The sequence below is a fragment of the Phenylobacterium sp. genome, from assembly GCF_041691455.1.
In the GTDB taxonomy this organism is placed as follows: Bacteria; Pseudomonadota; Alphaproteobacteria; order Caulobacterales; family Caulobacteraceae; genus Phenylobacterium.
This window is the reverse complement of record NZ_JBEPUO010000002.1, coordinates 253,236-277,222: the sequence shown is the minus strand read 5'-3', so window position 1 is coordinate 277,222 and position 23,987 is coordinate 253,236. Positions and strand designations below refer to the sequence as shown.

Annotated in this window: 17 protein-coding genes; 7 read left to right on the top strand and 10 right to left on the bottom strand. The window is 69.5% G+C overall.

What is annotated here, in order from left to right; genetic code table 11:
- Positions 1-53: 53 nt before the first annotated feature.
- Complete coding sequence (locus ACESMY_RS05005; protein WP_372782831.1) at positions 54-503, bottom strand: hypothetical protein; 450 nt, start codon at positions 501-503, stop codon at positions 54-56.
- Between the two features lie 319 nt (positions 504-822).
- Between ACESMY_RS05005 and ACESMY_RS05000 the strand changes: the two genes are divergently transcribed.
- Complete coding sequence (locus tag ACESMY_RS05000) at positions 823-2,934, top strand: beta-glucosidase (protein ID WP_372783388.1); 2,112 nt, start codon at positions 823-825, stop codon at positions 2,932-2,934.
- Positions 2,935-2,997: 63 nt separating this feature from the next.
- On the opposite strand, the gene ACESMY_RS04995 is transcribed toward ACESMY_RS05000, so the two are convergent.
- Positions 2,998-3,723, bottom strand: coding sequence for a hypothetical protein (locus ACESMY_RS04995; protein ID WP_372782829.1), 726 nt, complete (start codon positions 3,721-3,723; stop codon positions 2,998-3,000).
- Between the two features lie 206 nt (positions 3,724-3,929).
- Complete coding sequence (locus tag ACESMY_RS04990; protein WP_372782827.1) at positions 3,930-5,591, bottom strand: S10 family peptidase; 1,662 nt, start codon at positions 5,589-5,591, stop codon at positions 3,930-3,932.
- A 163-nt stretch (positions 5,592-5,754) separates the two neighbouring features.
- On the opposite strand from ACESMY_RS04990, the gene ACESMY_RS04985 reads away from it, so the two are divergent.
- Complete coding sequence (locus ACESMY_RS04985) at positions 5,755-6,333, top strand: hypothetical protein (protein ID WP_372782825.1); 579 nt, start codon at positions 5,755-5,757, stop codon at positions 6,331-6,333.
- Here ACESMY_RS04985 and ACESMY_RS04980 read toward each other — a convergent pair.
- On the bottom strand, positions 6,327-9,182 hold the full coding sequence (locus tag ACESMY_RS04980) for a TonB-dependent receptor (RefSeq protein WP_372782823.1): 2,856 nt from the start codon (positions 9,180-9,182) through the stop codon (positions 6,327-6,329). The two genes, ACESMY_RS04985 and ACESMY_RS04980, sit on opposite strands and share 7 nt — an antisense overlap.
- A 262-nt stretch (positions 9,183-9,444) precedes the next feature.
- On the opposite strand from ACESMY_RS04980, the gene ACESMY_RS04975 reads away from it, so the two are divergent.
- Together ACESMY_RS04975 and ACESMY_RS04970 are read left to right on the top strand one after the other, a co-directional pair.
- Positions 9,445-13,227, top strand: coding sequence for a LamG-like jellyroll fold domain-containing protein (locus tag ACESMY_RS04975; protein ID WP_372782821.1), 3,783 nt, complete (start codon positions 9,445-9,447; stop codon positions 13,225-13,227).
- 82 nt (positions 13,228-13,309) lie between these two features.
- Complete coding sequence (locus tag ACESMY_RS04970) at positions 13,310-14,722, top strand: response regulator (RefSeq protein WP_372782820.1); 1,413 nt, start codon at positions 13,310-13,312, stop codon at positions 14,720-14,722.
- A 19-nt stretch (positions 14,723-14,741) separates the two neighbouring features.
- On the opposite strand, the gene ACESMY_RS04965 is transcribed toward ACESMY_RS04970, so the two are convergent.
- A complete protein-coding gene (locus tag ACESMY_RS04965) occupies positions 14,742-15,062 on the bottom strand; it encodes a hypothetical protein (protein ID WP_372782818.1) in 321 nt (106 codons plus the stop codon).
- A 66-nt stretch (positions 15,063-15,128) separates the two neighbouring features.
- Positions 15,129-16,136 (bottom strand): DUF885 family protein, encoded by a 1,008-nt coding sequence (locus ACESMY_RS04960; RefSeq protein ID WP_372782816.1) that lies wholly within the window; start codon positions 16,134-16,136, stop codon positions 15,129-15,131.
- A gap of 288 nt (positions 16,137-16,424) precedes the next feature.
- Between ACESMY_RS04960 and ACESMY_RS04955 the strand changes: the two genes are divergently transcribed.
- The 3 genes from ACESMY_RS04955 to ACESMY_RS04945 are packed head-to-tail and all read left to right on the top strand — an operon-like array spanning position 16,425 to position 20,199.
- Positions 16,425-17,180 (top strand): alpha/beta hydrolase, encoded by a 756-nt coding sequence (locus ACESMY_RS04955; RefSeq protein WP_372782814.1) that lies wholly within the window; start codon positions 16,425-16,427, stop codon positions 17,178-17,180.
- Positions 17,177-18,748 carry a carboxylesterase/lipase family protein gene (locus ACESMY_RS04950; protein WP_372782812.1) on the top strand — a complete coding sequence of 524 codons (1,572 nt, stop codon included), beginning with the start codon at positions 17,177-17,179 and terminating at the stop codon, positions 18,746-18,748. Before ACESMY_RS04955 ends, ACESMY_RS04950 begins: the two co-directional genes overlap by 4 nt.
- 26 nt (positions 18,749-18,774) lie before the next feature.
- Positions 18,775-20,199, top strand: a complete 1,425-nt coding sequence (locus tag ACESMY_RS04945; RefSeq protein ID WP_372782810.1) for an amidase — start codon at positions 18,775-18,777, stop codon at positions 20,197-20,199.
- On the opposite strand, the gene ACESMY_RS04940 is transcribed toward ACESMY_RS04945, so the two are convergent.
- The 4 genes from ACESMY_RS04940 to uxaC form a co-directional block, all read right to left on the bottom strand.
- Positions 20,196-20,666 carry a hypothetical protein gene (locus ACESMY_RS04940; RefSeq protein WP_372782808.1) on the bottom strand — a complete coding sequence of 157 codons (471 nt, stop codon included), beginning with the start codon at positions 20,664-20,666 and terminating at the stop codon, positions 20,196-20,198. The genes ACESMY_RS04945 and ACESMY_RS04940 overlap by 4 nt on opposite strands.
- A 75-nt stretch (positions 20,667-20,741) precedes the next feature.
- Positions 20,742-21,488 (bottom strand): 2-dehydro-3-deoxy-D-gluconate 5-dehydrogenase KduD, encoded by a 747-nt coding sequence (kduD, locus tag ACESMY_RS04935; protein WP_372782806.1) that lies wholly within the window; start codon positions 21,486-21,488, stop codon positions 20,742-20,744.
- Entirely contained in the window at positions 21,485-22,321 is an 837-nt protein-coding gene (kduI, locus tag ACESMY_RS04930; RefSeq protein ID WP_372782804.1) for a 5-dehydro-4-deoxy-D-glucuronate isomerase, read from the bottom strand. Before kduI ends, kduD begins: the two co-directional genes overlap by 4 nt.
- A 17-nt stretch (positions 22,322-22,338) precedes the next feature.
- Positions 22,339-23,799, bottom strand: coding sequence for a glucuronate isomerase (gene uxaC / locus ACESMY_RS04925; RefSeq protein ID WP_372782802.1), 1,461 nt, complete (start codon positions 23,797-23,799; stop codon positions 22,339-22,341).
- Between the last annotated feature and the right edge of the window lie 188 nt (positions 23,800-23,987).

The window sequence follows — 23,987 nt, the reverse complement described above, 5'->3', positions numbered from 1 at the left end:
CGCGGGCACAATCGAACCTAGCAGCGGCGAAGGCGAGCGCGAAGAGGCGCGGCTCAGCTCGCCGGCAGCATCGCCACCACCGAGTTGGTCTTGGCGAAGAACTTCACGCCCTTGAGATGGTCGGCCGGATAGCCCGCCCAGGCTTTCTTGATCTCGATGGGCGTCACCGCGGCTGCGCCCGGCGCGGCGGGCTTGTCGGCCACCACATCCACCTCATAGACGCCGTCCTTCGGCGGGGCGGCGTTGATCCGCGGCAGGAAGGCGGCGTTCTTGTAGCCGGCCATGCCGACGCTGCCGGCGGCGGTCATCTGGAGCTTGCCGGGCTCGCTGACCTTGATGGCGGCGCTGTCGATCTTGGCGATCTGTTCCTGGCCGGCGTACATCTGCTGCGGACGGGCCATGGATTTCGGCGGCGGCGGCGGCGCGGCGGCCTCTTCCTTGGTGTCGCAGGCGGACAGGCCGATGAGAGCCGCAAGGCTCGCGGCCATAAGCATTCCACGCATAGGCATCCTCCCCGGTGTTGTTGCCGCGAGTGTGCCTACGGTCGCGCTTGCGCCGCAAGCCTAAGTGGCAGGGCGCACAACTGCCCTCGAAACGGTGGGCCCGCGGGGTCGCGTACGGCGTCAATTCAGGTGCTGTGGGACCGCGCGGCTTGCGGTACGACTCGCCCAACGAAAAGCGGAGGGCGCGGCTGTGGGACATGGGTTGAAGATCGGTGCGTGCGCCGCGGCGCTGGCGCTGGCGGCGCCGGGGCTGGCGCTGTCGGCGGGCCCCAAGACGCCTCCTAAGGCCCCCGCGAAGACCGCTGCGGCCCGGCCCTGGATGAACGCCAAGCTCAGCCCTGACCGCCGGGCCGACCTGGTGATCGGCCAGATGAACCTCGACGAACAGGTCGGCCTCTTGCATGGCGTCTTCCCCAGGCTGATGGCCAAGCCGCCGGCCGGTTCGATCCCCTCCGCCGGCTATGTCCCCGGCCTGCCGCGCCTGGGGATCCCGGCGCTCAGCGAGAGCGACGCGAGCCTCGGCGTCGCCAACGCCGGGCGGAAGGACGATGACGCTACCCCGTTGCCGTCGGGCCTGTCGCTGGCCGCCACCTGGGACGCCAAGACCGCCTTCGCGAGCGGGGCGATGATCGGCAAAGAGGCGCGCCAAAAGGGCTTCAACGTGCTCCTGGCGGGCGGGGTCAACCTGCTGCGGGACCCGCGCAACGGCCGCAACTTCGAATACCTCGGCGAGGACCCCCTGCTGGCCGGGACCCTGGCCGGGGCCTCGATCAAGGGCATCCAGTCGAACCACATCGTCTCCACCACCAAGCACTTCGCCATCAACGACCAGGAGACCGGCCGGATGGTGCTGAGCGCCGAGATCGACGAGGCGGCGTTCCGCGAGAGCGACCTCCTGGCCTTCGAGATCGCCATCGAGACCGGCCATCCGGGCTCGGTGATGTGCGCCTACAACCGGGTCGGCGGGACCTACGCCTGCGAGAACCCGTTCCTGCTCACCGACGTGCTGCGCACCGACTGGCGCTATCCCGGCTGGGTGATGTCCGACTGGGGGGCGGTGCACGGCGTGGCCGCGGCCAAGGCCGGCCTCGACCAGGAATCCGGCCAGCAGCTCGACAAAAAGGTTTTCTTCGACGCGCCGCTGAAGGAGGCCGTGCAGTCGGGCGAGGTGCCCGCCGCGCGGATCCGCGAGATGACCCACCGCCTGCTGCGCAGCATGTTCGCCCAGGGCCTGTTCGAGCATCCCGTCCAGGCCGGCGGCCTCGACACGGCCGCCGATGGCCTGGTGGCCCGACACGCCGCCGAGCAGGGGATCGTGCTTTTGAAGACCGGCAAGGGCCTGCTGCCCCTGGCCGCCGGCGCCAAGCGCATCCTGGTGGTGGGCGGCCACGCCGACGCAGGCGTGATCTCCGGCGGCGGCTCCTCCCAGGTGATCCCCCTGGGCTCGGTGAAGTTCCCCGCGCCGAAGGGCGCGCCCTCCTGGGGCGGTGGGCAGATGTACCACCCCTCGGCGCCTCTGGCGGCGATCAAGGCCCGGGCGAAGGGCGCCAAGGTGACCTTCAACGACGGCGCGGATCCGGCCGCCGCGGCGGCGCTGGCGCGAAACGCCGATGTGGTGGTGGTGTTCGCCACCCAGTGGTCCAGCGAGGGCATGGACATCTCCATGACCCTGCCGGGAGAGCAGGACGCGCTGATCGCGGCGGTGGCCGCGGCGAACCCCAGGACCGTGGTGGTGCTGGAGACCGGCGGTCCGGTGCTGATGCCCTGGCGCGAGCGGGCCGGCGCGATCCTGGAGGCCTGGTATCCCGGCGCGCGGGGCGGCGAGGCGATCGCGAGCGTGCTGTTCGGCGAGGTCGAGCCGCAAGGCCGGCTGCCGATGACCTTCCCGGCCAGCGAGGCGCAGCTGGCGCGCCCGGTGTTGCCCGGCTCGGACCAGGCGGCGGTGGAGACGCTGACGCCGACGACCAGCCTGAAGGCCTTCGACGTGCGCTATTCGGAGGGCTCGGACGTCGGCTACCGCGGCTTCGCCGGGTCGGGCGATAGGCCGCTCTACCCGTTCGGCTACGGGCTTACCTACACGAGCTTCCGCTACTCCGGCCTGAAGGTTTCCGGCGGCAAGACGCTCACCGCCAGTTTCACGGTGACCAACACCGGCGCCCGAGCGGGGACCGACACGCCGCAGCTCTATCTGACGGCCGCTCCGATGCGGCGCCAGCAGCGGCTGATCGGCTGGTCGAAGGTGGCGCTGAAGCCGGGCCAGAGCCGGCAGGTGACGATCGTCGCGCCGCAACGCCTGCTCGCCAACTGGGACGTCAAGTCGCACGGCTGGCGGCTCGACGCGGGGGCCTACAAGGTCGCGGTGGGAGCCGACGCAGCCGCCCTCGCCCTGACCGGCGGCGCGCAGCTGGGCGCCGCGGCGCTGGCCCCCTGACATGACGAAGGCCCCGCCGCGTGGCGCGGCAGGGCCTTCGATCGGTCTTTGATCGGAGTCGGCCTAGGCGGTCGCCGCCACCAGTTTCCGGCGGCCGCGGATCGCCGCGCCGGCGCCGAAGAAGCCGACCAGCATGATGGCCCAGGTCGCGGGCTCCGGAATGCCGCCTGTGCCGGCCGGGACCGGCACGCCGTCGCCGGCGTAGACGATCAGGTCGATGCCGTTGCCGCCCGAGCCGGTTATGTTGCCGTTGGTGCTGAGGTGCTGGAACGTGGTCAACTGGCTGTTGTCGTCCAGCCAGAAGCTGAGGTTGTAGGTCTGACCGACCACGGTGGTGATGTTCTGAGTGATGGCGTCATAGGCCTGCACCGCGCCGTCGTAATAGTTGTTCAAGCCGCTGTGCGGATTGTTGGCCTGAACGGTCCCCGCCGCCGAGGCGCCGAACACGTTGAGATAGGTCCAGCCGACAGGGGCGTTGTCGTTGACGAGGCCGGCCTCGAAGCCGCCGTTGACCACCAGGTTCGCGCCGCCGCCGGTCGTCAGGACGATGTCGTCCAGCGAGATGAACGCGGGATCCTCTCGGAAAGCGAAGGACAGGTCCGTCGAGGTCGTCCCGGCGATGAAGCTGGCCGTGTACTGGGTATAGGTGTGCGGGACGGGTTGGCCCACAAGGTCGAGGATGACGGGTCCGTCGGGCGCGGAGTTGTTGTTCCCGGACGCGAAGGCCTGTCCCGAGAGGACGAGGGCCAGCGCGAGCGCACTTCCTCCAAGAAGAATTCTGGTTCTCATTTCAGCACCCCAACGTTGCTTTATGTGCGGGACGCGCATCCAAAAAACGCGGATAGCGGTCACGCCGAGAGGACAACTAGGAGGTGTTATTAACTATCCGTCAATGTTGTTCCCACCTCACGCGAATATGTCGCCTGAAGCTCTCGGCTGAGATTCGGCCGTTAACTATATTCGTTAACGAATGTGCTGTGGCCCTTCGGCCCACGTCAGCGCTTGGCTAGCGCCTCGTCATAGAACTTCGCCACATCGGCCTTCATCGTCTTCATGGCGTCCTGGTTCAGATAGACCATGTGTCCCGACGGATAGTAACCGAAGCGCACGTTGTTCCGCAGGCTGGGATCCAGCCACATGTGGGCCAGGTCGTACTCGGTGCCGAAGAACGGCGTGGCCATGTCGTAGATGCCGTTCAGCGAATAGACCATCAGGTGCGGGTTCTCGCGCATGGCCATGCCGAGATCGGCGGCCGTATTGGCGACCGGTTCCTTGCGCGCGTTACCGCCGCCGTTCGGGCCGCCCGGCGGCTTGTGCTTCCAGTCCCAGGCCTGGTTGATGCCCGGGCCCGACGGCCAATAGTTGAGCTCGGTCGTGTAGCCCAGCCCCCGCTCCACCCAGTCGTGCAGGGCGGCGACATAGGCGCCGTGGATACCGGTGTCCGAGGAGTCGTATTCCGGACCCTCCCCGGCGTTGTCGGCGTCGATGCCGGTGAAGCGGGTGTCATAGCGGCCGAGCGTCCGATGCTGGTCGCGCAGAAGCTCCTTGCGGAAGCGGCTGAGGTCGACCCGCAGGTTCGCCTTCCTGATGAAGTCCACCGACAGGCCCGTGTAGGCGCTGAGCTGCTTGGCCGTGGCGTCGAACTCCTGCTCGGAAATGTTGGAGCCCTTGGTGAGCGCGGCCAGGTACGGACCCGCGGCCCAGTTGCGGACCTCCTGCAGGTAGGCGGTCAGGTCGGCGGGCTGCGGCGCCTTCTTCCAGTAGACGGCGGTCGCTGCATAGCTCGGCACATAGCTCACGTAGCTGTGGTCGAAGCCCGAGTCGTGCGCCCCGTAGTTGAGCACCGAGGAGAGCAGCAGCACGCCGTTGAACTGCAGGCCGCGCTCCTGCAGGGCGTAGACCAGGCCCGCCGAACGGGTGGTGCCGTAGCTCTCGCCGAACAGGAACTTGGGCGAGTTCCAGCGGTGGTTGATGGTGGCGTAGCGCTGGATGCCGCGGGCGAAGGCGTCGATGTCCTGGTCGACGCCCCAGAAGGTCGTCCCCTTGGTGTCGCCGAGCGGGCGGGAATAGCCGGCGCCGATGGCGTCGAGGAACACCAGGTCGGACTTGTCGAGCAGGGTGTAGGGGTTCTCGACGATCGCAAACGGCGCGGAGTGGGTGGCGCCGGGCGAGTCGGTCTGCACGTGCATCGGGCCCACCGCGCCCATGTGCATGAACAGCGACGCCGAGCCGGGGCCGCCGTTGTAGAGGAAGGTCACCGGCCGGTCGGTATCGCCCTTGGCCCGGTCGGCCGTGTAGGCGACGTAGAACATGCTGGCGATCGGCTTGCCGTCGTCGTCGCGCAGGGTCAGCGTGCCGGCCGTGGCGGTGTAGGGAATGGTCCTGCCGCCCACCGTGACGGTGTGGTGCGAAAGCTTGGCCTGTTCCTGGACGGGCGCGGTGGCTATGTCGAAGTCGCTGATCTTCCGTTCGCCGGCCTGGGCGCCGCGTTCAGAGCGCCGTTCAACGACGCTGCCGCTGTTGGACATCGGCTCGTCGCTGGTGTTGCGGGCGGCGCGGGAGGCGGCGGCGGGGCTATTGCCGGGCCCTGGCTGGGCCAGCACCGTGGTTGCGGAAAAGCCAAGCGCGATCAGCGCGGCGAACGACTGACGGATCATGCGACACCCCCGGATTAGAAAACTGCTTGGCGCAGACCGTACGCGCCCCTCTGGCCGCGACTAAAACGCCGCGCGCCGTGGAATCGCAACCTTGCGCGCCTGTGTTGCCGGCGCATTGCGGCCCCGCCTTATTCCGGAGCAGTGCGGGGCGCATAGCAATTCCATGAGTAGCTCCCGTCGCCTGCTGTCCGCCCTGGCCCTCGCCGCCGTATTCGCCGGGGCGCCGGCGCTCGCGGCCGAGCCCGAGGCGGTGGCGACCGCGCCCCAGTCTGGCCCCCAGTCCGCGCCCGCGTCCGCGCCGGCCGCCGCGCCCGGCGTCGCCGCGCAGATCGACGACTATCTGAAAACCTCCCCCGCCATCGCCCTGCCGCAGGAAGGCGCGACCGGCATCACCCCCGGATCGGAGCCCCGCAAGATCCACGGCGTGGTCGATGTGACGGTGGGGACCGGCGGCTATCGCAGCGCCTATGTCCGCACCGACGTGCCGATCGGCAAGAGCGGCACGGCCAGCATCGCGGTCGGCGAAACCCAGTTCGGCAACCGGTTCGGGGGTCGTTTCGGGTACGGCGGGCGCCAGAGCCTCGGCCTCGGCCTGCGTTTCGACGACGCGGCCCTGGGCTCCGGCGATCCCAGGTGCCGTCAGGCCATCGGGGACGGCGAACTCGGCGGGTTCCGCGACCTGCGGATCGAGGGCGCACAACGCCCCTGCCCTGCGGCAGGGGCGCCGGCCTCTCCTCAGTAGGTGTAGCGGAAGCCCACCAGGAACTCGCGTCCGGTGTGGTGGTAGAAGCTCACGCGGTTCGATGAGTCGTTGAACTGGTCCTGGAACTCGTCGGTCAGGTTGATGCCCTCGACGGTGAACTTCAGATGCTGGTTCCAGGTGTACTGGAACGAGGCGTCGAGGTTGAAGGTCGAGTTGGTGCCATCGACGTCGGTGCCCGTTTCCTGGCCCGGCACGCGGGTCAGATATTTCGACCGGTAGGCCGCCGAGATGCGGGTCGAGATCCGGTCGTCCTCGTAATAGAGCGTCGCGTTGTAGGATTCGCGCGACAGGCCCGTGAGGTCGTTGGTCGCCACCACCACGCCCGTGCCGTTCACGTAGTCAATCGAGGACTTCACGTGGGTGTAGTTGATCAAGGCGCCGGTGTGGCTGAGCAGGCCCGGCAGGAAGTCGAAGGCCTGCTGATAGTTGATCTCGAAGCCGTCCACCGGGCCGCCGGGGGTGTTGACCGGCACCGTGAAGGTCCACTGGGTGGTGGTGGTGTCGCAGCCGGTCAGCGTGCCGCAGGCCGCGGTCGCGACGCTGTCGGGGATGCCGAACGGGTTGTTGTGGAAGACCGCGCTCTGCTGCTTGGTCTGCACGAAGCTGTCGATGTCCTTGCGGAACAGCGCCAGCGAGATCAGCGACGACTTGTTGAAATACCACTCGAAGCTGAGGTCGTAGGCCTTGCCGCGGAACGGATCGAGGTTCGGGTTGCCGGCGGTCACCGTGTGGTTCGCGCCGGAGACGCTGACCGTCACGCTCGGCGTCAGGCTGCCGAGGTTCGGCCGGGCCATGACCTTGGCCGCCGCGAAGCGGATCAGGAAGTTCTCGTGCGGCTCCAGCACCATGTTCAGGGACGGGAGCGTGTCGGAATATTCGCGGCTCGCGGTGATCGCCAGCGGCGCGCCGGCCAGGAAGGTGAAGCCTGACGCGCTCTCCTCGGTCTTCACATAGCGGACGCCGACATTGCCGCGGAACGGGATGCCGCCGAGCTCGGTGTGCCAGTCGGCCTGGACGTAGCCGCCGCTATCCTTTTCGCTCACCGAGTTGTTGTTGCCGAGCGCCGGCTCCGGACCCAGGCGGAAGGCGCCGCCGAAGGCGGTCGGGTCGTAGAGGCTGAGCAGGCTGTTGGCGACGTTGAGGTTCGGGACCAGCCAGTTCACCGCCGTGCCGGCCGGCGCATCCAGGCCCTTGGTGTTGAGCGTCGTGACCTGCGAATAGCTCGACAGCGGGATCGCGGTGATCCCGGCCGGGACCACCGCTTCCTGGTTCGCCGTCGTGCCGTTCGAGCGCCGCATCTCGGTGGTGACGTAGTCATATTTCTTGTAGTCGAGGCCGCCCGACAGCTTCACCGCCTCGATGGGGGTGAAATAGAGGTTCACCTGGGCGTTGTCGTAGGTGTTGAGCGCGGTCTGCGGGCGTTCGCGGATCTGGGTGAGAATCCATGACCCGGGGTTGGTCAGGTTGGCGCTGCCGTAGCTCAGGAGCGGCACGCGCCCTTGCGTGTAGTCGTAGCTGTAGCCCTGCACGTTCAGCTGGTCGAAGGTCAGCGTCGTCTGGATCGGGTTCGTGAAGTCCGAGCGGGCGTGGCCGGCCACGAAGTCGGCCTTCCACTGGTCGTTGAACTCATGCTCGCCGGTCAGGGTGAACTGGCTGAACTTGGTGTCGAGCTCGTCGAAGCGGTCCTCGACCCGCAGGTCGACGTTGTTGAACGTGCCCTTGGTGATGGTGTTGGTGGCCGGATCGAGGGTCGCGGAGACCACGTCGGTCTGGGCGATGCCGCAGCTGCCGTTGGCGGTGGTCGCCGCGGTGCAGGCGCCGGAGACGCTGAACGACGGCGCCTCCAGATAGCGCTCCTCGCGGGTCGCCTTGAAGTCGGCGTAGAGGGCGTCGAAGGTGAAGAGCGTCTTGTCGCTGGGCTTCCATTGCAGGGTGCCCGTGGCGCCCAGCCGCTCCTCGTGGTCGGTGTAGTCGTCGAACCGCGGGAAGCGCGGGTGGAAGGCCGCGTCCGCCTGGGCGAGGGTTATACCTGCCCCAGGCAGCACCGAGCGGAAGCCCGGGGCGAAGGCGTTGCCGGTCGCCCAGCGGACGGTCGAGGTGCCGACGTCCTTGGTGTCGCGCTTGTTGTAGGCCACCGACAACAGGCCGCCGAAGGTCCCGTCCGGGGTCTGGTTGGCGATCATGATCGCGCCGCGCGGATTATATTTCTCGGAGAGGTCGTTGTAGCCCTCCTGGCCCGAGGCCACGAAGGTGAAGCCCTTGTAGTCGAAGGGCCGCGCGGTCCTCAGGTCGACGGTCGCGCCCAGCGAGCCTTCCTCGGTCGCGGCTTCCGCCGTCTTGTTGACGGTGATCGAGTTGAAGAGGTCGGAGGCGAAGACGTTGAAGTCGAAGGCCCGGCCGCGGTTGACCCCGCCGTTGGCGTCGGAAGTGCCCGTCGTGGAGAGCGCCTCCATGCCGTTGATCCGCACGCGGGTGAACTGGGGTCCCAGGCCCCGCACCGAGATCTCGCGGCCTTCGCCGGCGTCGCGTTGCAGGGCGACGCCCGGGATGCGCTGGATCGATTCGGAGAGGTTGAGGTCGGGGAACTTGCCGATGTCCTCGGCGAGGATCGAATCGGCGGAGACCGTCGCCAGCTTCTTCTGGTTCAGCGCCTGCTCAAGGCTGCCGCGGAAGCCGCCGGTGACGACGAGCTCCTCGACCTGGGTTCCGCCGGCCGGAGCCTCGGCCGCCACCGCGGCGCCGGCCCACAGCGAGGCGGCGGTCAAAGCCGCCAGCGAAGCGCTGCTGAGCAGCCGTCGTCCCGACGTACGAATACCTTGGCGAGCCATATCTTTTTCCCTCCCTCGCGATCCGCCCATCGATACACCGCCGACAGGTCGGGCGCGGCTTGAACGCCGCTCGCATCCTATGTATGACACCGGTGTCAAAACGGGACATGACACCGGTAGCAACGGCGAATAAGCCATGCTTTAGTCCGGCTCGCAAGCCCCCGCCGAACGGCGCTCGCGGTTTTTGCCACCGGTGTCATATGTGCGTTCGTGGACGAACCGCCGTCAGAGTAAGGTCGCCACGCCAGGAAGGGTCAGATCCGTGCCGTTGAACCGACTGCGTCTCCTCGCGCTCTCCGCCCTGGCCGCCACGGCTGTGACAAGTCCCACCCGCGCCGCCGAGCCGGGCCTCTTGTTCCGGCTCTCGGCGGACAAGGGCCTGACCGCCGACGCGGCGGCCGGCGACCCGGTCCCGAATTTCGCCGATCGCGCCAAGATCGTGCCCACCGGCGTCAAGGGCGGCGCGCTCTCCACCGCCGACGACGTGGTGCTGGCCTGGAAGGCGCCGGGCAACATCTACGCCCAGCGCGGCACGCTCAGCTTCTTCTGGCGCAGCCGCTATCCGGTGGGCGAGGCGCCCTTCCCGCTGTTCCGCGTGGGCTACGCCGACCACACGAGCTGGGACATGGCCTGGCTGCGGATCGACTGGAACGGCTCCGGCTTCGACGCCTTCGTCACCGACGCCAACCTCGCCCGCACCCGCGTCTCGTTCAAATTGCCGAAGCGGCCGGCGCCCGACGCCTGGACGCATCTGGCCTTCACCTGGGACGAGACCCGTGGCGTCGAGCTCTATATCGACGGCAAGCTGGCGGCGAAACAGGCGGCGGTGGCGGTCTACGATTCGGGCCTCGACCAGTTCGGGCCGACCAGCCGGGTGGTCTCGCCGCACCAGGTGCAGAGCCGCTACAACTTCATGCGCGGCGGCGACTACGACGAGCTTCGGATCTACGACCACGCGCTTTCCGCTCCGGCGATCGCCGCGCTCGCCAAGGCCGAGGAGCCCGCGCCCGCGGAGGCCCCTCGCGACCTGGCCAGCCAGACGGTCCGCGACGAGTGGCGCCTGCGCTACGGCTGGAACCGCCTGGGCGACGCCCCGCCCTTGCTGGCGGCGCCGGTCACCCGCATCCGCAAGGTCGAGTTCGCCGACGCCAAGGACCTCAAGGAGTGGATGTGGAAGGCGACCGACGGGATCGCCGAGACCACCTGGCCCGGGGTCTACAACCGCTCGCGCCTGCCCGGCCGCAACGACTACCTGACGCTGCCGGACTGGAACGTCTACGTCGAAGGCGGCAAGCGGCTGACGCTGACCCTGCCCGATGAGCCCTGGAATCACCTCGAGATCCAGGGCGCGGCCTATGGCGACCTGACCTGGGGCGCCGGCAAGATCGCGAACCGGGCGCAGGGCCAGGAGCGGACCTTCAATCAGTTCACGGACGAACGCCGCGCCGGGACGCTGACCTTCACCAACATCGCCCAGGAAACCCCGATCCAGGAAATCGCGGCCTACGACCTGGGTGCGGGCGCCGAACCGAAGGGCACGACCAAACTCAGCTACACCATCCACGCCTCGGCGGACCCGAATTCGCCCGATCTCGATGCGCTGAACGCCTTCATCGCCGGACGTTATCCGCCGGAGGAACGGGCCACGGTCGTCGCCCTTCCGGACGGCGCGCCCTCCCGGACGCGGACAGCGGACAAACGCGCGAAGCTGCCGATCGTCCACATCCTGATCCCCTACGAAGTGGGCGCTTCACCGCCGGCTGAGCCGCTCTATCGGTCCTTCGGCTACGGCTGGGAGAACATGCACGACGCCCTCGACGGCGTCGCCATCGATATCCCGGCGCTCAAGGTGAAGCCGACCCAGGGCGAGACCTTCCCGCTGAACATCCAGATCAAGGACCCGATCTGGCCGATGCGGAACCTGCTGGACATCTCGGTCTCGGTGAAGCCGGGCGAAGCGCGCACGGTCTGGCTCGACACCCGCGACCGCATCCTGCCCAACAACAGCCTCTACCTGACCTTCGCCGGCGACGGGGCCGACTTCGATGCGGCCCAACTCGACGGCGCCAGGATCCGCCTGGTGTTCAAGGACCGCGCCGCGGGCCTCCCCGAGCACGTCGCCGACCGGCTGAACCAGGTGAAGGACAACTGGGGCTTCCTCGTCGAGGAGCACACGGCGTCCAAGCGGGAGTCGCTCTACGCCCGGGTCGTCGCCGATGCGACGGACCTGCTGCGCGTCGATCCGGACAACAGGATCGGCCGCGAATACTGGGCCGACATCGCCTTCCATAGCCAAGGCCCCTTGCCCTTCGTCCAGCCGACGCCGCCGGCCGGCGTGCCGCTCTGGGCCTTCCGCCAGCTGGAGGACCTGAAGCTGGTGCATCACTTCGTCGACTGGTGGATCGACAACCGCCAGGTCGCTTACGGCGACTTCGGCGGCGGCATCTCCGACGACACCGACCTCGTCGAGCAATGGCCGGGCCTGGCGCTGATGGGCGTCGAGCCCGAGCGCATCCGCGCCTCGCACATCGCGCTCGCCGACAGCGCCTACAAGAACGGCATGTTCACCGGCGGCCTGTCGACCATCATGACCGACGAGCTGCACTCTTATGAGGAGGGCATCAATTCCAACTCGGAAGCGATGTACATCAACTGGGGCGACCCGAAGGTGGTCGAACGGCTGATGACCACGCTGGCCGCCTACGACCGCATCATCCAGCCGAACGCGGCCGGCCACCTGCACTTCAAGACCAGCTGGTTTTCCGGCGCCAAGGTGTTCAGCGAAGGGCCCTGGGAATGGGGCAAGGACCAGTCCTACCTGGTGCTGCACCCCGCCCTGCTGATGGCTGGGTTCAACGGCGATCCGACGGCGAAGAAATATGTGATCGGCCTCGCCGACGGCATCCTCGTCCACGCCAAGACCGGACCGAACGGCGAGACCACCTGGCCTGATGAGATCAACTGGCGCACCGACGAGACGCGAGGCGTCCTGCCGGTCAACACCCCGGCCATGCAGCTGCTGTGGGGCGCTTACCGCCTCTCGGGCGACGCCAAGTACCTCGCTCCCCTGATCGCCGCCGAGGCCAAGGGCGGCACACGCGCCCTGACGGAGTTCAACGAGAATCTCCTGGACGTCCTGGGCAAGCGCGCGGACTGGGGGCCTGAGGCCGTCAAGCGCGGCTCGGCCCCGGGCGCCTCGAACTTCGACCGCTACCTCGCCTGGCAGGCGGGCGGCGACAAGCGCTACCTCGAAGACCTCTACGGCGAGGAGATCCGCACGGCCAACCAGCGGATGTACACCCAGACCGAGGGCCATTGGTGGAGCGATCGGGTGGAAGTCCCCTCCGAGTTGCTGCAGCGCTCGCGCCTAGGCGGCGTGGCTCTGAAACGTAACTGGATCTGGCCGGGCGCCACGGTGAGCTGGCGCTTCGACAAACCCGAGGCCGCCGAGCAGGTGGCGATCCTGGTCCCCGGCGCGACGCCCAACCACTTCAAGGTCATCGCCTACAACACCGCCGATCGGCCGGTGACCGCCGTCATGACCGGCTGGAACGTGACCTCCGGCGAATGGCGCATGACCTCGGGCGTGGACGCCGACGGCGACGACCGGGCCGACGCCCCAGAGGGACGGACCGTGGCGCTTTGGAAAAGCGGACCGGTGAACGTCACCTTCGCGCCGCGTCGCACCACCGTCCTGGATTTCACCCTCGCCACCCCCGGTCCGCAGGCGTCCAACGCCCCGGACCTCGGGATCGGCGCCGAGGACGTGATCCGCAAGGGCCGCAACCTCTCGGTCACCGTGCACAGCCTCGGCGACCTGGACGCCTCGGCGGGCGAGGTCACCCTTGAGGACGCCACGGGCAAGATCGTCGCGCGCGCCGCCACCCCGCCGCTGAAGGCCCCCAAGGACCTGAAGCCCAAGACCGCGACGGTGAACCTCGCGCTCCCGCCAGGCTTCGACCCCAAGGACGCCCGCGTCAGGGTCGTCCTGCGAAACGGTGGACACGAGATCACCCAACTCAACAACAGCGTGGAATTGCGCTAGCCGTCTTCAGCTTTGTTTCAGGGCGTTGGGGTAAGGCTGGTGCGTGAGCCGGTCCGCGCCAGTGCCAAGCTTAAAATCCAGGATGCAATCCTGGGACGCCCTGCGCCGGCCGATCTGGCTGTTCGACCCCCACGGACTGCGCGGCCTCTATGCGAACGCCGCGGCGTTGCGCCTTTGGGGCGCCGACAGCCTGGATGAGTTGCTGTCGCGAGATTTCTCAAAGCTTTCGCGGGCCGTCCATGCGCGCACGGCGCGCCTGGCCCAGGCCACCGCCCACGGCGAAGAGGTCACCGAGCAGTGGACCTTCTATCCCAACGGCGAGCCCGTCACGGTGCAGGCGACCATCTCGACCTGCCGGCTGGACGATGGCTCGCCGGTGCTGCTGTTCGAAGCCGCCGCGGCCGATGTCGAGGCGGGCGAGCGACGGGCGGTCGAGGCGCTGCGGCACACCTCCACCCTGATCACGCTCTTCGACCGGGACGGCCGCGCGATCTTCGCCAACCCGGCGGCGTTCTCCGCCTACGGCTCAACCGAACATCCCTTCGAAGCGCGGTTCGCCGATCCGGAGCGGGGACGGCCGATGCTGATCCACGCCCTGGCCGGCGAGACCGTCGCCGAGGTCTGCGAGACCCTCACGACGAGCGGGCGCCGCTGGCACCATCTGGACGCGCGCCCGGTGCTGGATCCGGTGACCGGCGAGGCCGGGGTGCTGCTCAACGAGCGCGACGTGACCGAGCGCGTCGAGGCCGAACTGGCGTGGGCGGCGGCCGAGCAGAAGGCGGCCATGGCCGAGGCGCGGCAGAAGTTCCTGACCGACATGTCCCATGAGCTGCGGACGCCGCTCAACACCGTCATCGGCTTTTCCGAGCTGCTCAAGGACGACGGGCTTTCACCGGAACAGGCGCAGCAGGCCCACCGTATCCACGACGCCGGAAGGCGTCTCCTGGCCGTCGTCAATGAAATGATCGGGCTCTCGGAACGCGACGGATGGACCGGGGACGCGGCGCCGTCCTCCGCGCGTTTCGAGCCGCGGGCGGCGCCTGGCGCGCGCACAGCGGAGGCGCCCGGCGAGCGCGCCCTGCGGGTGCTCTACGTGGACGACAACGAGAGCAACCGGGCGCTGGTCACGGCGATCCTCACGGCGCATGGCGTCGACTGCCAGACCGCCGATGACGGCCGGCAAGGCCTCGAGGCGGCGCGGGCCGGCGGCTGGGACCTGATCCTGATGGACATCCAGATGCCGGTGATGAACGGCATAGAGGCGACGCGCGCCATTCGCGCCCTCTCCGGCCCGGTGGGCGCGGTTCCGATCGTCGCGGTCACGGCCAACACCCTGACGCCGCAACTGCAAGACTATGCCGAGGCCGGGATGGACGACGTCATCCCCAAGCCCGTCGACATGGCCGAGCTGGTCGCCAAGGTTTTCGCCTGGAGCGAAGCCGGCCGCACACCGCAAGACGCCGGCGCCGAGGACGGCCGCGCGGCGTCGCGCTGACCGGCCGGCGGCCGGGGCCTCAGTGGCCGAACACCCGCGGGAATGACGCCTTGAACACGTCGCGCAGGCCGCTCGAGGTCGAAGACATGGCCTGCAGCAGGGCCAGCGTCCGGCTGGCGGCGTCCTCGAACTCGAAGGCGGTGGCCTCGAAGCTGCAGTTCTTCAGGGTCGGCGGCGCGCCGCCGCGGTAGACCAGCACCGCGTGCTGAAAGCTGCAGTGATCGAAGGTGGTGTCATCGAGGATGATCCTGCCGCTCAGCACTTCGTCCTGGATGGTCCTCTGGACCCGGGCGACGGCGCCTTGCGCGCGGCCCAGGGAATCGGTGTTCAAACGGCCCACGGTTACTTCTTCCAAACGTCCCGGGTTTCAGAACGCTGAAGCTTGGACTTCGATCCGCAAAAACCGTCAGCTGCGCAGGCGCCGCTCGAGTTCGCCGAAAGGCCAGGGGCCTTCCACGAGGACGGCGCGGTGGAACGCCGGCCACCGGGCGCGCTCGCGCGGGCGCCAGTCGGCGATCGCCAGGGCGCCCAGGGCCTCGGCCGCATACTTGCCGGGCGTGGAGATCATCCGGTCGACGTCGGCCTCGATGGTGATGAAGGCGATGGACTGGCCCTGCAGTCCGGTGAGCTCGGCGATGGCCCGCTCGCGCGTCCAGGCCCCGGCGTGGAGGCCGATGTCGGCGATCACGCGGCCCAGCCGGAACAGCCGCCATTGCAGGTAGCCGATCTCACCCCGCGGATCGCCGCGGTAGGCGCCAAGGTCGCAGGCCAGTTGCTCGGCGTAGATCGCCCAGGCTTCGAAATAGGCGCCCGCGGCCTTCAGCCGATCGGCCGGCGGGGCGGCGGCGGCCTGCAGCGGCAGTTGCAGCAGGTGGCCGGGGATCACCTCATGAAAGCCGACGCTGGAGAGGCTCCAGGCCGGGCGCTCGCAGATCGCCTTCAGGTTGATGTAGTAGGCGCCGGGCTGGCCATCGCGCGGAGCCTCCCGATAGCCGCCGCGGCCCGCCGCGACATCGGCTGGCGACATGCGCCGGACCTCGGCGGCGGCGATCGGCAGGCCGCCGAACGCCTCGCCGAGGCGTGGACGGAAGGCCGCCAGCCGGGCGTTCATCTCCGCCACCGCCCGGTCGCGGCCGGCGTCGCTGTCCGGATAGAGCCAGCGCGGATCCTTGGCGAGGGTGCGGAGCCGTTCGCCCACGGAACCGTCCTTAAGCCCCTGCCCGCGCAGCAGCACGTCCGCCCGCGCCTGGGCCGCACGCACCGCCGACAGCGCCCGGGCGTGGACGGCGTCCGGCGTGACCGGCGCGCCATAGGCCTGCGCCAGGACCGCGGCGTAGTCCGTCGCCGGAGCCGCGAAGGCCGGCGCGGCCAAGGCGCTGAGGCCGGTGGCCAGGAAGGTTCTGCGGTCGCGCATCAGCCCACGCTAGTGACGCGAAACGACGAATGCTACCGGTGTCATACCGCTGTCCCCAAGGATTGCCCGTCATGCCGCTGGACCGCCGCGCCCTCTTCGGTCTCGCCATCGCCGCGGCGACGCCGGCGTTCGCCGGGCCGCCGACGATCCTGGCCGATCCGACCGAGCTTGTCCCGCTCTGGCCCGGCCGGCCGCCCGGCGCTCAGCGGATCCTGCCCCGCGAACAGGTTGTCGATCGGGTGGCGACGTCGGGCTTCCAGGATCGCTTCCGGGATCGGCGCGCCGCTGATGACCGTCTTCCGGCCCGCCCGGCCCAATGGCGCAGCCCTGCTGATCGCGCCCGGCGGCGGCTATATCCGGGTGGTGATCGACAAGGAGGGTTTCGAGGTCGGCCACCGGCTCGCGGCGGCGGGAATCACCTGCTTCGTGCTGCGCTACCGCCTGCCCGCCGAGGGCTGGGACCAGGCGGCCGACGCGCCCCTGCAGGACGCCCAGCGCGCCATGCGACTGATCCGGGCCGGCGCGGCGCGCTTCGGCGTCGATCCGAAACGCGTCGCCGCCATGGGCTTCTCAGCCGGCGGCCACGTGGCGGCCTCGCTGGCCACCCGGCATCAGGCCCGAGTCTATGCGCCGGTCGACGCCGCCGACGCCCTGGAGGCGCGGCCGGATCTCTCGGCGCTGATGTATCCGGTGATCGACATGGCGAGGCCCTTCGCGCATCCCGGTTCACGCGAGGCCCTGCTGGGAAGGCCGCCGGCGCCCGGGTCGGAAGCGGCCTATTCGCCCCACTTGCACATCGACCGCTCCACGCCGCCGACCTTCCTGGTCCACGCCTGGAACGACACCTCGGTTCCGGCCGAGAACAGCCTGAACTACCTGGCCGCGCTTCGGGCCGCCAAGGTCGCCGCCGAAGCCCACATCTTCGAGGAGGGCGGCCACGGGTTCGGGCTCGGCCTGGCGCGCGGCAAGCCGGCTGCGGCCTGGCCCGAGCTGTTCCTGTCCTGGGCGGCGCGGCGGGACTTCCTGACCGGGAGGCCGGCATGAACCTCTATCCGCGCCGCACCGTGCTGGCGGGCCTGAGCGCCGGCCTGATGCTGTCGGCGGGACGCGCCGGCGCGGCGGATGGCCCGCTCGCACGCACCCGCCACGGCCCGGTGCGCGGCTATGTCGACAGCGGGATCAAGGTCTTCAAGGGCGTCCGCTACGGGGCCGACACCGGCCCCCGGCGGTTCCAGCCGCCGGCTGCGCCGCGGCCCTGGACGGAGACCGCCGACGCCACGGTCTACGGCCCGGCCGCGCCCCAGGCCGGTCGCACCACGGGACCGATGAGCGAGGACTGCCTGTTCCTCAACGTCTGGACCCCGGCGCTCCGCGACGGCGGCCGGCGGCCGGTGATGGTCTATATCCACGGCGGCGCCTATTCGACCGGCTCGGGCTCCGCGGCGCTCTACGACGGCGTCCGGCTGGCCCGGCGCGGCGACGTGGTGGTGGTGACCCTGAACCACCGGCTGAACGCCTTCGGCTACGCCTACCTTGCGCGCCTGGTCCCCGAGCTCGCCGACAGCGGCAATGCGGGCCAGCTCGACTTGGTGCTCGCCCTGCAGTGGGTGCGCGACAACATCGCCGAGTTCGGAGGCGATCCGGGCAGGGTGATGGTCTTCGGCCAGTCGGGCGGCGGGGCGAAGATCGCCACCATGATGGCGATGCCGGCGGCCAAGGGCCTCTTCCACCGCGCCGCGACCATGAGCGGCCAGCAGGTCACCGCGTCGGGGCCCGGCAACGCCACGCGCCGGACGCTCGCCTGGCTCGAAGCGCTGAAGCTGAAGCCGGAGGAAGCCGGCCTCCTCCGCACCCTGCCGGTCGATCGGCTGGTGGACGCCCAATCCGCGCAGGACCCGGTGCTGGGCTTCGGCGGGCTCTACTTCGGTCCGGTGCTGGACGAACGGTCGCTGACCCGCCACCCCTTCTATCCGGACGCCCCGGCCCAGTCCGCGGCGATCCCGATGATCATCGGCAACACCCACGACGAGACCCGCGCCTTCCTGGGCGGCGATCCGACGAACTTCACCGTCGACTGGGCCGGGCTGCCGGCGAAGCTCAACCAACAGAACATGCGGGTCGACATCGACCCGGCCACGGTGATCGCCGCCTACCGCCGGCTCTATCCGGCCTATTCCGCCAGCGACGTGCTCTTCGCCGCGACCACGGCGGCGCGGTCGTGGCGCGCGGCGATCGTCGAGGCGGAGGAGCGCGCCAGGGCCGGGACGCCCGCCTTCGTCTACCAGGTGGACTGGGCGAGCCCGCGCGAGGGCGGCAAGTTCGGCGCCCCCCACATGGCCGACATCCCGCTGGTGTTCGACAATGTCGCCGCCCCCGGCTCCAACGCCGTTGGTCCGGCCGCTCAGCCGATGGCCGAGGCCATGAGCGAGGCCTTCCTGGCCTTCGCACGGACCGGCGACCCCAACTGCAGGGCCATCCCGCGCTGGGAGCCCTACGGCCTGCCGCGCCGCCAGACCCTGGTGTTCGACGCCCCGCCCCGGCTGGTCGACGATCCGCGCGGCGCGGAACGGCGGCTGTTCGAGAAGGTCCCGTTCGTGCAGGCTGGGACCTGAGACGCACAGCGCTTTGGGGGGACGGGATGACGTCGGCGCCGATCTGGCAATGGTCTGCGGTGGACACCGCCGAGGCGATCAGGGCGGGACGGGCCTCCGCGGTCGAGGTCGCCAGCGCCCACATCGAGCGCCTGCATGCGGCCAATCCGGCGCTGAACGCCGTCGTCGTCGACCTGAGCGACCTGGCGCTAAGGGCCGCCGAGGCGGCGGACCGCAAACAGGCCTCGGGCGCGGCGCTCGACCTGCTGCACGGCGTGCCGGTGACGATCAAGATCAACATCGACGTCGAGGGCCAGGCCAATTCGAACGGCGTGGTGGCCTTCGCCGACAATATCGCGCCGGGCGACTCAGCGGTGGCCGGCAACCTGCGGGCCGCCGGCGCGATCATCCTTGGGCTGACCAACACCCCGGAGTTCTCGTTCCGCGGCTTCACCGACAATCCGCTGCACGGGCTGACGCTCAACCCGTGGGACAAGGCGATCACCTGCGGCGGATCTTCCGGCGGCGCGGCGGCCTCGGTCGCGGCCGGCATCGGAACCATCGCCCACGGCAACGACATTGGGGGCTCGCTCCGCGCGCCGGCAAACTGGAACGGCGTCGCCACGATCAAGCCGACGCAGGGCCGCATCCCCGCCTACAACCCGAGCGCCCCGGTCGAGCGCCCGCCCATGGCCCAGCTGATGTCCTGCCAGGGCGCGCTGGCCCGCGAGGTCGCCGACGTCCGCCTGGCCCTGGAGGTCATGTGCCGGCGGGATATCCGCGATCCCTGGTGGGTCCCGGCGCCCCTGCTGCCCGCCGGGACAGCCGGCCCGGTCAAGGTCGCCGTAGCGAAGGTCCCGCCGGACATGGACCCGGACGCCGAGGTCGTCGTCATGGTCGGCGAGGCGGCTCGCCATCTCGCCGACGCCGGCTACGAGATCCTCGATGTCGACATTCCCGACATCGCCGCACCCTGGAAGCTCTGGGCCGACCTCCTGGTCACCGAGATCGCCACCCTGCAGGAGGCGCAGATCCGCGACGTCGCCAGTCCGGACTTCATCCGGACGCTCGACGGCATGATGCGGATGGCCACGGTCCTCGGCGCCGAAGCCTACATGAAGGCCATCGCCCTGCGGTCCCGGGTGTTGCGCGAATGGCTGGTGTTCCTGGAAACCTGTCCACTGATCGTCGCGCCGGTCTCGGTGGTGCGGACGCCGGGCGTCAATGCGGACCTCGACGGCGACGATGCGATGGGCAAGTTCCTGGGCCATGACACCCGCTTCACCACCGCGCTCAGCGTGCTGGGCCTGCCGGTCGCGGTCGCGCCCGTGGGTCTCGTCGGCGGCCATCCCGTGGGCGTGCAGCTGATCGCCTCGCGCTACCGCGAGGACATCTGCCTCGACGCGGCCGCCGCCATCGAGGCGCGGGTCGGCGTCATGGCCAAACAGCTCTGGGCGCGGGAGGCGGGTTAGGCGCCGCCGCGGAGCTGCTGCAGATCGGCCGTGAGAAGCCGCCGGTTCTCGGGCCCCGAAACCTGCTCCGCCAAGCGCTCGGCCCGGACCAGATAGTCCGCAAAGGCGACCGGGTCATTGGCCAGGCGCGCGGCCCTCGCCAGCGCCTCGTAGGCGTAGCCAAGGCAAAAGGGCTCCAGCCCGGCGCTGTAGTCGAGGCAGGTCTGGGCGTGGCGCATCGCCGGCTCGGCGTTCCCAAGCAGCGCCTCGATGCGCGAGGCCTGCCAATAGCCCACGGAGAGGTTCTTGGGCGCGCAGTCGGGCCGGCTCAGCCAGTGGAAGATCGACGCCTGGCTCAGCGCCGCCATCAACCGGTCATCGGCCTCGGTGCGGTCCGGCTTTTCGATCAGGTCCCAGGCGCGGTTGAAGCACCAAGCCGAGAAATACCTGTGCGCGGCGGCGACGTCGATGTCCGCGTTTCCGGCCATGGATCCTCGTTCAAGCGCACGGTGGCGAGGGGCGAGTCGGAGGCTCGCCCGCCGGGGCTTCAGAGGCAAGGCGCCTCAGCGCGCCAGCCAGCCGCCGTCGACCGGCACGATGGCGCCATGCATGTAGTCGGAAGCCCGGCTCGCCAGGAAGACGGCGACGCCCGCCAGGTCTTCCGGCAGGCCCCAGCGTCCGGCCGGGATGCGCTCCAGGATCTGGCGGCTGCGGGTCTCGTCGGCGCGCAGACCCTCGGTGTTGTTGGTGGTGAAGTAGCCGGGCGCGATGGCGTTGACGTTGACGCCCTTGCCGGCCCACTCGTTGGCCAGCGCCTTGGTGAGCCCGGCGAGCCCGCTCTTCGAGGCCGCGTAGGACGGCACCCTGAGGCCGCCCTGGAAGGAGAGCATCGAGGCGACCTGGATGATCTTGCCGCCGCGGTTGGCGTCCACCCAGGTCCGCGCCACGGCCTGGGACAGGAAGAAGGCGGTCTTCAGGTTGGTGTCCATCACCGCGTCCCAGTCGGCCTCGGTGAAGTCCAGGCTGTCGGCGCGGCGGATGATGCCGGCGTTGTTGACCAGGATGTCCACCGGCCCGGCCTCGGCCACCACGCGCGCGATCGGCTCGGTCGAGCCGAGATCGGCGGAGATCGCCGTGAGCTTGCGCCCCGCCGCGGCCACCATCTTCGCCGTCTCGTCCGGCGCGCTGCGGCCCACCGCGACGATGTCGGCGCCGGCCTGCGCCAAGCCAACCGCGATGCCCTGGCCCAGGCCGGTGTTGGCGCCGGTGACCAGGGCGATCCGGCCGGAAAGGTCGAAGAGGCCGCTCATTTGAGCTGGCAGATGTCGAGGACGTTCATGTCGGTGTAGTCCAGGTTCTCGCCGCCCATGGCCCAGATGAAGGCGTAGTTCGAGGTGCCCGAGCCCATGTGGATCGACCAGGGCGGGCTCATCACCGCCTCGTCGTTGGCCATGACGATGTGGCGGGCGCTATCCGGCTCGCCCATGAAGTGGAACACCCGCTCGTCATCCTTCAGCCCGAAGTAGAAATACACTTCGCTGCGCCGATCGTGCAGGTGCGGCGGCATGGTGTTCCAGACGCTGCCGGTGTTGAGGATCGTCAGTCCAAGGAGCAGTTGCGCCGAACGGCAGGTGGCCGGGACCACGAGCTGGTAGATGGTCCGCTCGTTGGACTGCGCCAGCGACCCGCGCTCCAGCGGCACGGCCTCGGCGATGGAGACCTGCTTGGTCTCGAAGCGGGCGTGGGCCGGGGTCGAGACGAGGTAGAACTTCGATCCTTCGCCTTCGAAGGTCACGTCCTTGGAGCCCATCGGCACATAGAGGCAGTCGCGGGCGGCGAGCGTATAGGCTTGCCCATCGACCGTGACCGTGCCGGGCCCGTCGGAGACATTGACCACGCCGAGCTCGCGCCGTTCCAGGAACGGATGGCCGGCGGCCGATGCCGGCTCGGTCTGGTCGGGCAGCCTCACCGGGCCTTTGCCCGGCATGGCCCCGCCGACCACGAAACGTTCGTTGTGCGAATAGTTCAGCACCACCTCGCCGGTCTGGAAGAGGCCGCCGATCAGGTAGCGCTCGCGGAGCTGGTCGTTGCTCGCGCCCTCCATCATGTCGGGGTGGGTGGCGTGGTAGGTCTTCTTGAACACGAGCTTTCCTCCCGGGCTCAGCCGCTCGCCCGCGAGGGCTGAGGCTGAACCGCATCCAGTTTGTAGGCCCGCTTGGCCAGGTTGTACGCCAGGTCGACGGCGGTCTCGGCGGCCTCGTCCTCGCTGAGGCGGTGCTCGGCCACCAGGCGCGCCAGGAACCCGCAGTCGACGCGCCGGGCCACGTCGTGGCGGGCGGGGATCGACAGGAAGGCGCGGGTGTCGTCGTTGAAGCCGACGGTGTTGTAGAAGCCCGCCGTCTCGGTGGTCTGCTCGCGGAACCGGCGCATGCCCTCGGGGCTGTCGTGGAACCACCAGGCGGGGCCGAGCTTCAGCGCCGGATAGTGGCCGGCCAGCGGCGCCAGTTCGCGGCTGTAGGCGGTTTCGTCCAAGGTGAAGACGATCACGCTCAAGGCCGGTTCGGACCCGAACCGGTCGAGCAGCGGCTTCAGCGCCCGCACATAGTCCGTAGGCTGCGGGATGTCGGCGCCCTTGTCGCGGCCGAAGCTCCAGAACACCCGCGCATTGTGATTGCGGAACGAGCCCGGGTGGATCTGCATCACCAGGCCGTCGTCCAGGCTCATCCGCGCCATCTCAGTCAGCATCTGGGCGCGGAACAGCTCGGCGTCCTCCTTCGAGCGGACCCCGTCGAGGATACGGTGGTAGAGCGCCTCGGCGTCGACCGGCGCGAGGTCGGCGGTGGCCGCGCTCGGATGGCCGTGGTCGGAGGAAGTGGCGCCGGCGGCGATGAAGGCGCGGCGCCGCACGCGGTGCGCCTCCAGGTAGCCCGACCAGAAGGACACGTCCTGGCCGGCCAGCCGCCCGAACGTCTCCAGCGAGACCCAGAAGTCCTCGTGCTCCGGATCGATCACCGGATCGGGGCGATAGGCGGTGACCACCCGGCCGCTTGAGGTCTTGGCCCAGCCGCTCTCGCGGATCGTCTTGTGATGGGCGAGGTCGTCGGTGGGCGATTCCGTGGTCGCCAGCACCTCGATGTTGAACCGGTCGAACAGCGCCCGCGGGCGGAAGGCGGGCGTCGCCAGGAGCTCGCCAATCCGGTCGTAGTAGAGGTCGGCGGTCGAGGCGTCGAGCGCGACGTCGAAGCCGAACACCTCGCTGTAGACGTGATCCAGCCAGAGCGCCGAGGGCGTGCCGCGGAAGAGGCGCTGGTGGCCGGCGAAGAGCCGCCAGGCGGCCCTCGGATCGGCGGGGCTCGCCCCCTTGCACGTCGGCACCCCCAGCGCCTCCATCGGCACGCCTTGGCTGTAGAGCATGCGGTAGAGGTAGTGGTCGGGGGCGAGCAGCAGGCTGGTGGCGTCGCTGAAGGGCGCGTCGGCGGCGAACCACTCCGGGTCGGTGTGACCGTGCGGGCTGATGATCGGCAGGCTCGCGACCCCGGCATAGAGCCGCCGCGCCACGTCGCGCACGGCCGGCTCCGCCGGGAACAGCCGATCTTCGTGGAGGCTTAGCGGTTTGGGCATGGCTCGCAGGCGCTTTTAGGCTGGCCGCAGGTAACCGGTGTCATGATCGGCTGGCAAGTCCTCTCGGCATGCCTGCCCAGCAAATTGACACCGGTTACCTATTCGACCAATGTCCGCCCATCGTGACCCCGATTTCGCTCCTCACCAAGACCCGAACGACGGCTTGCGCACGCCGCGAGGCGGGCGCC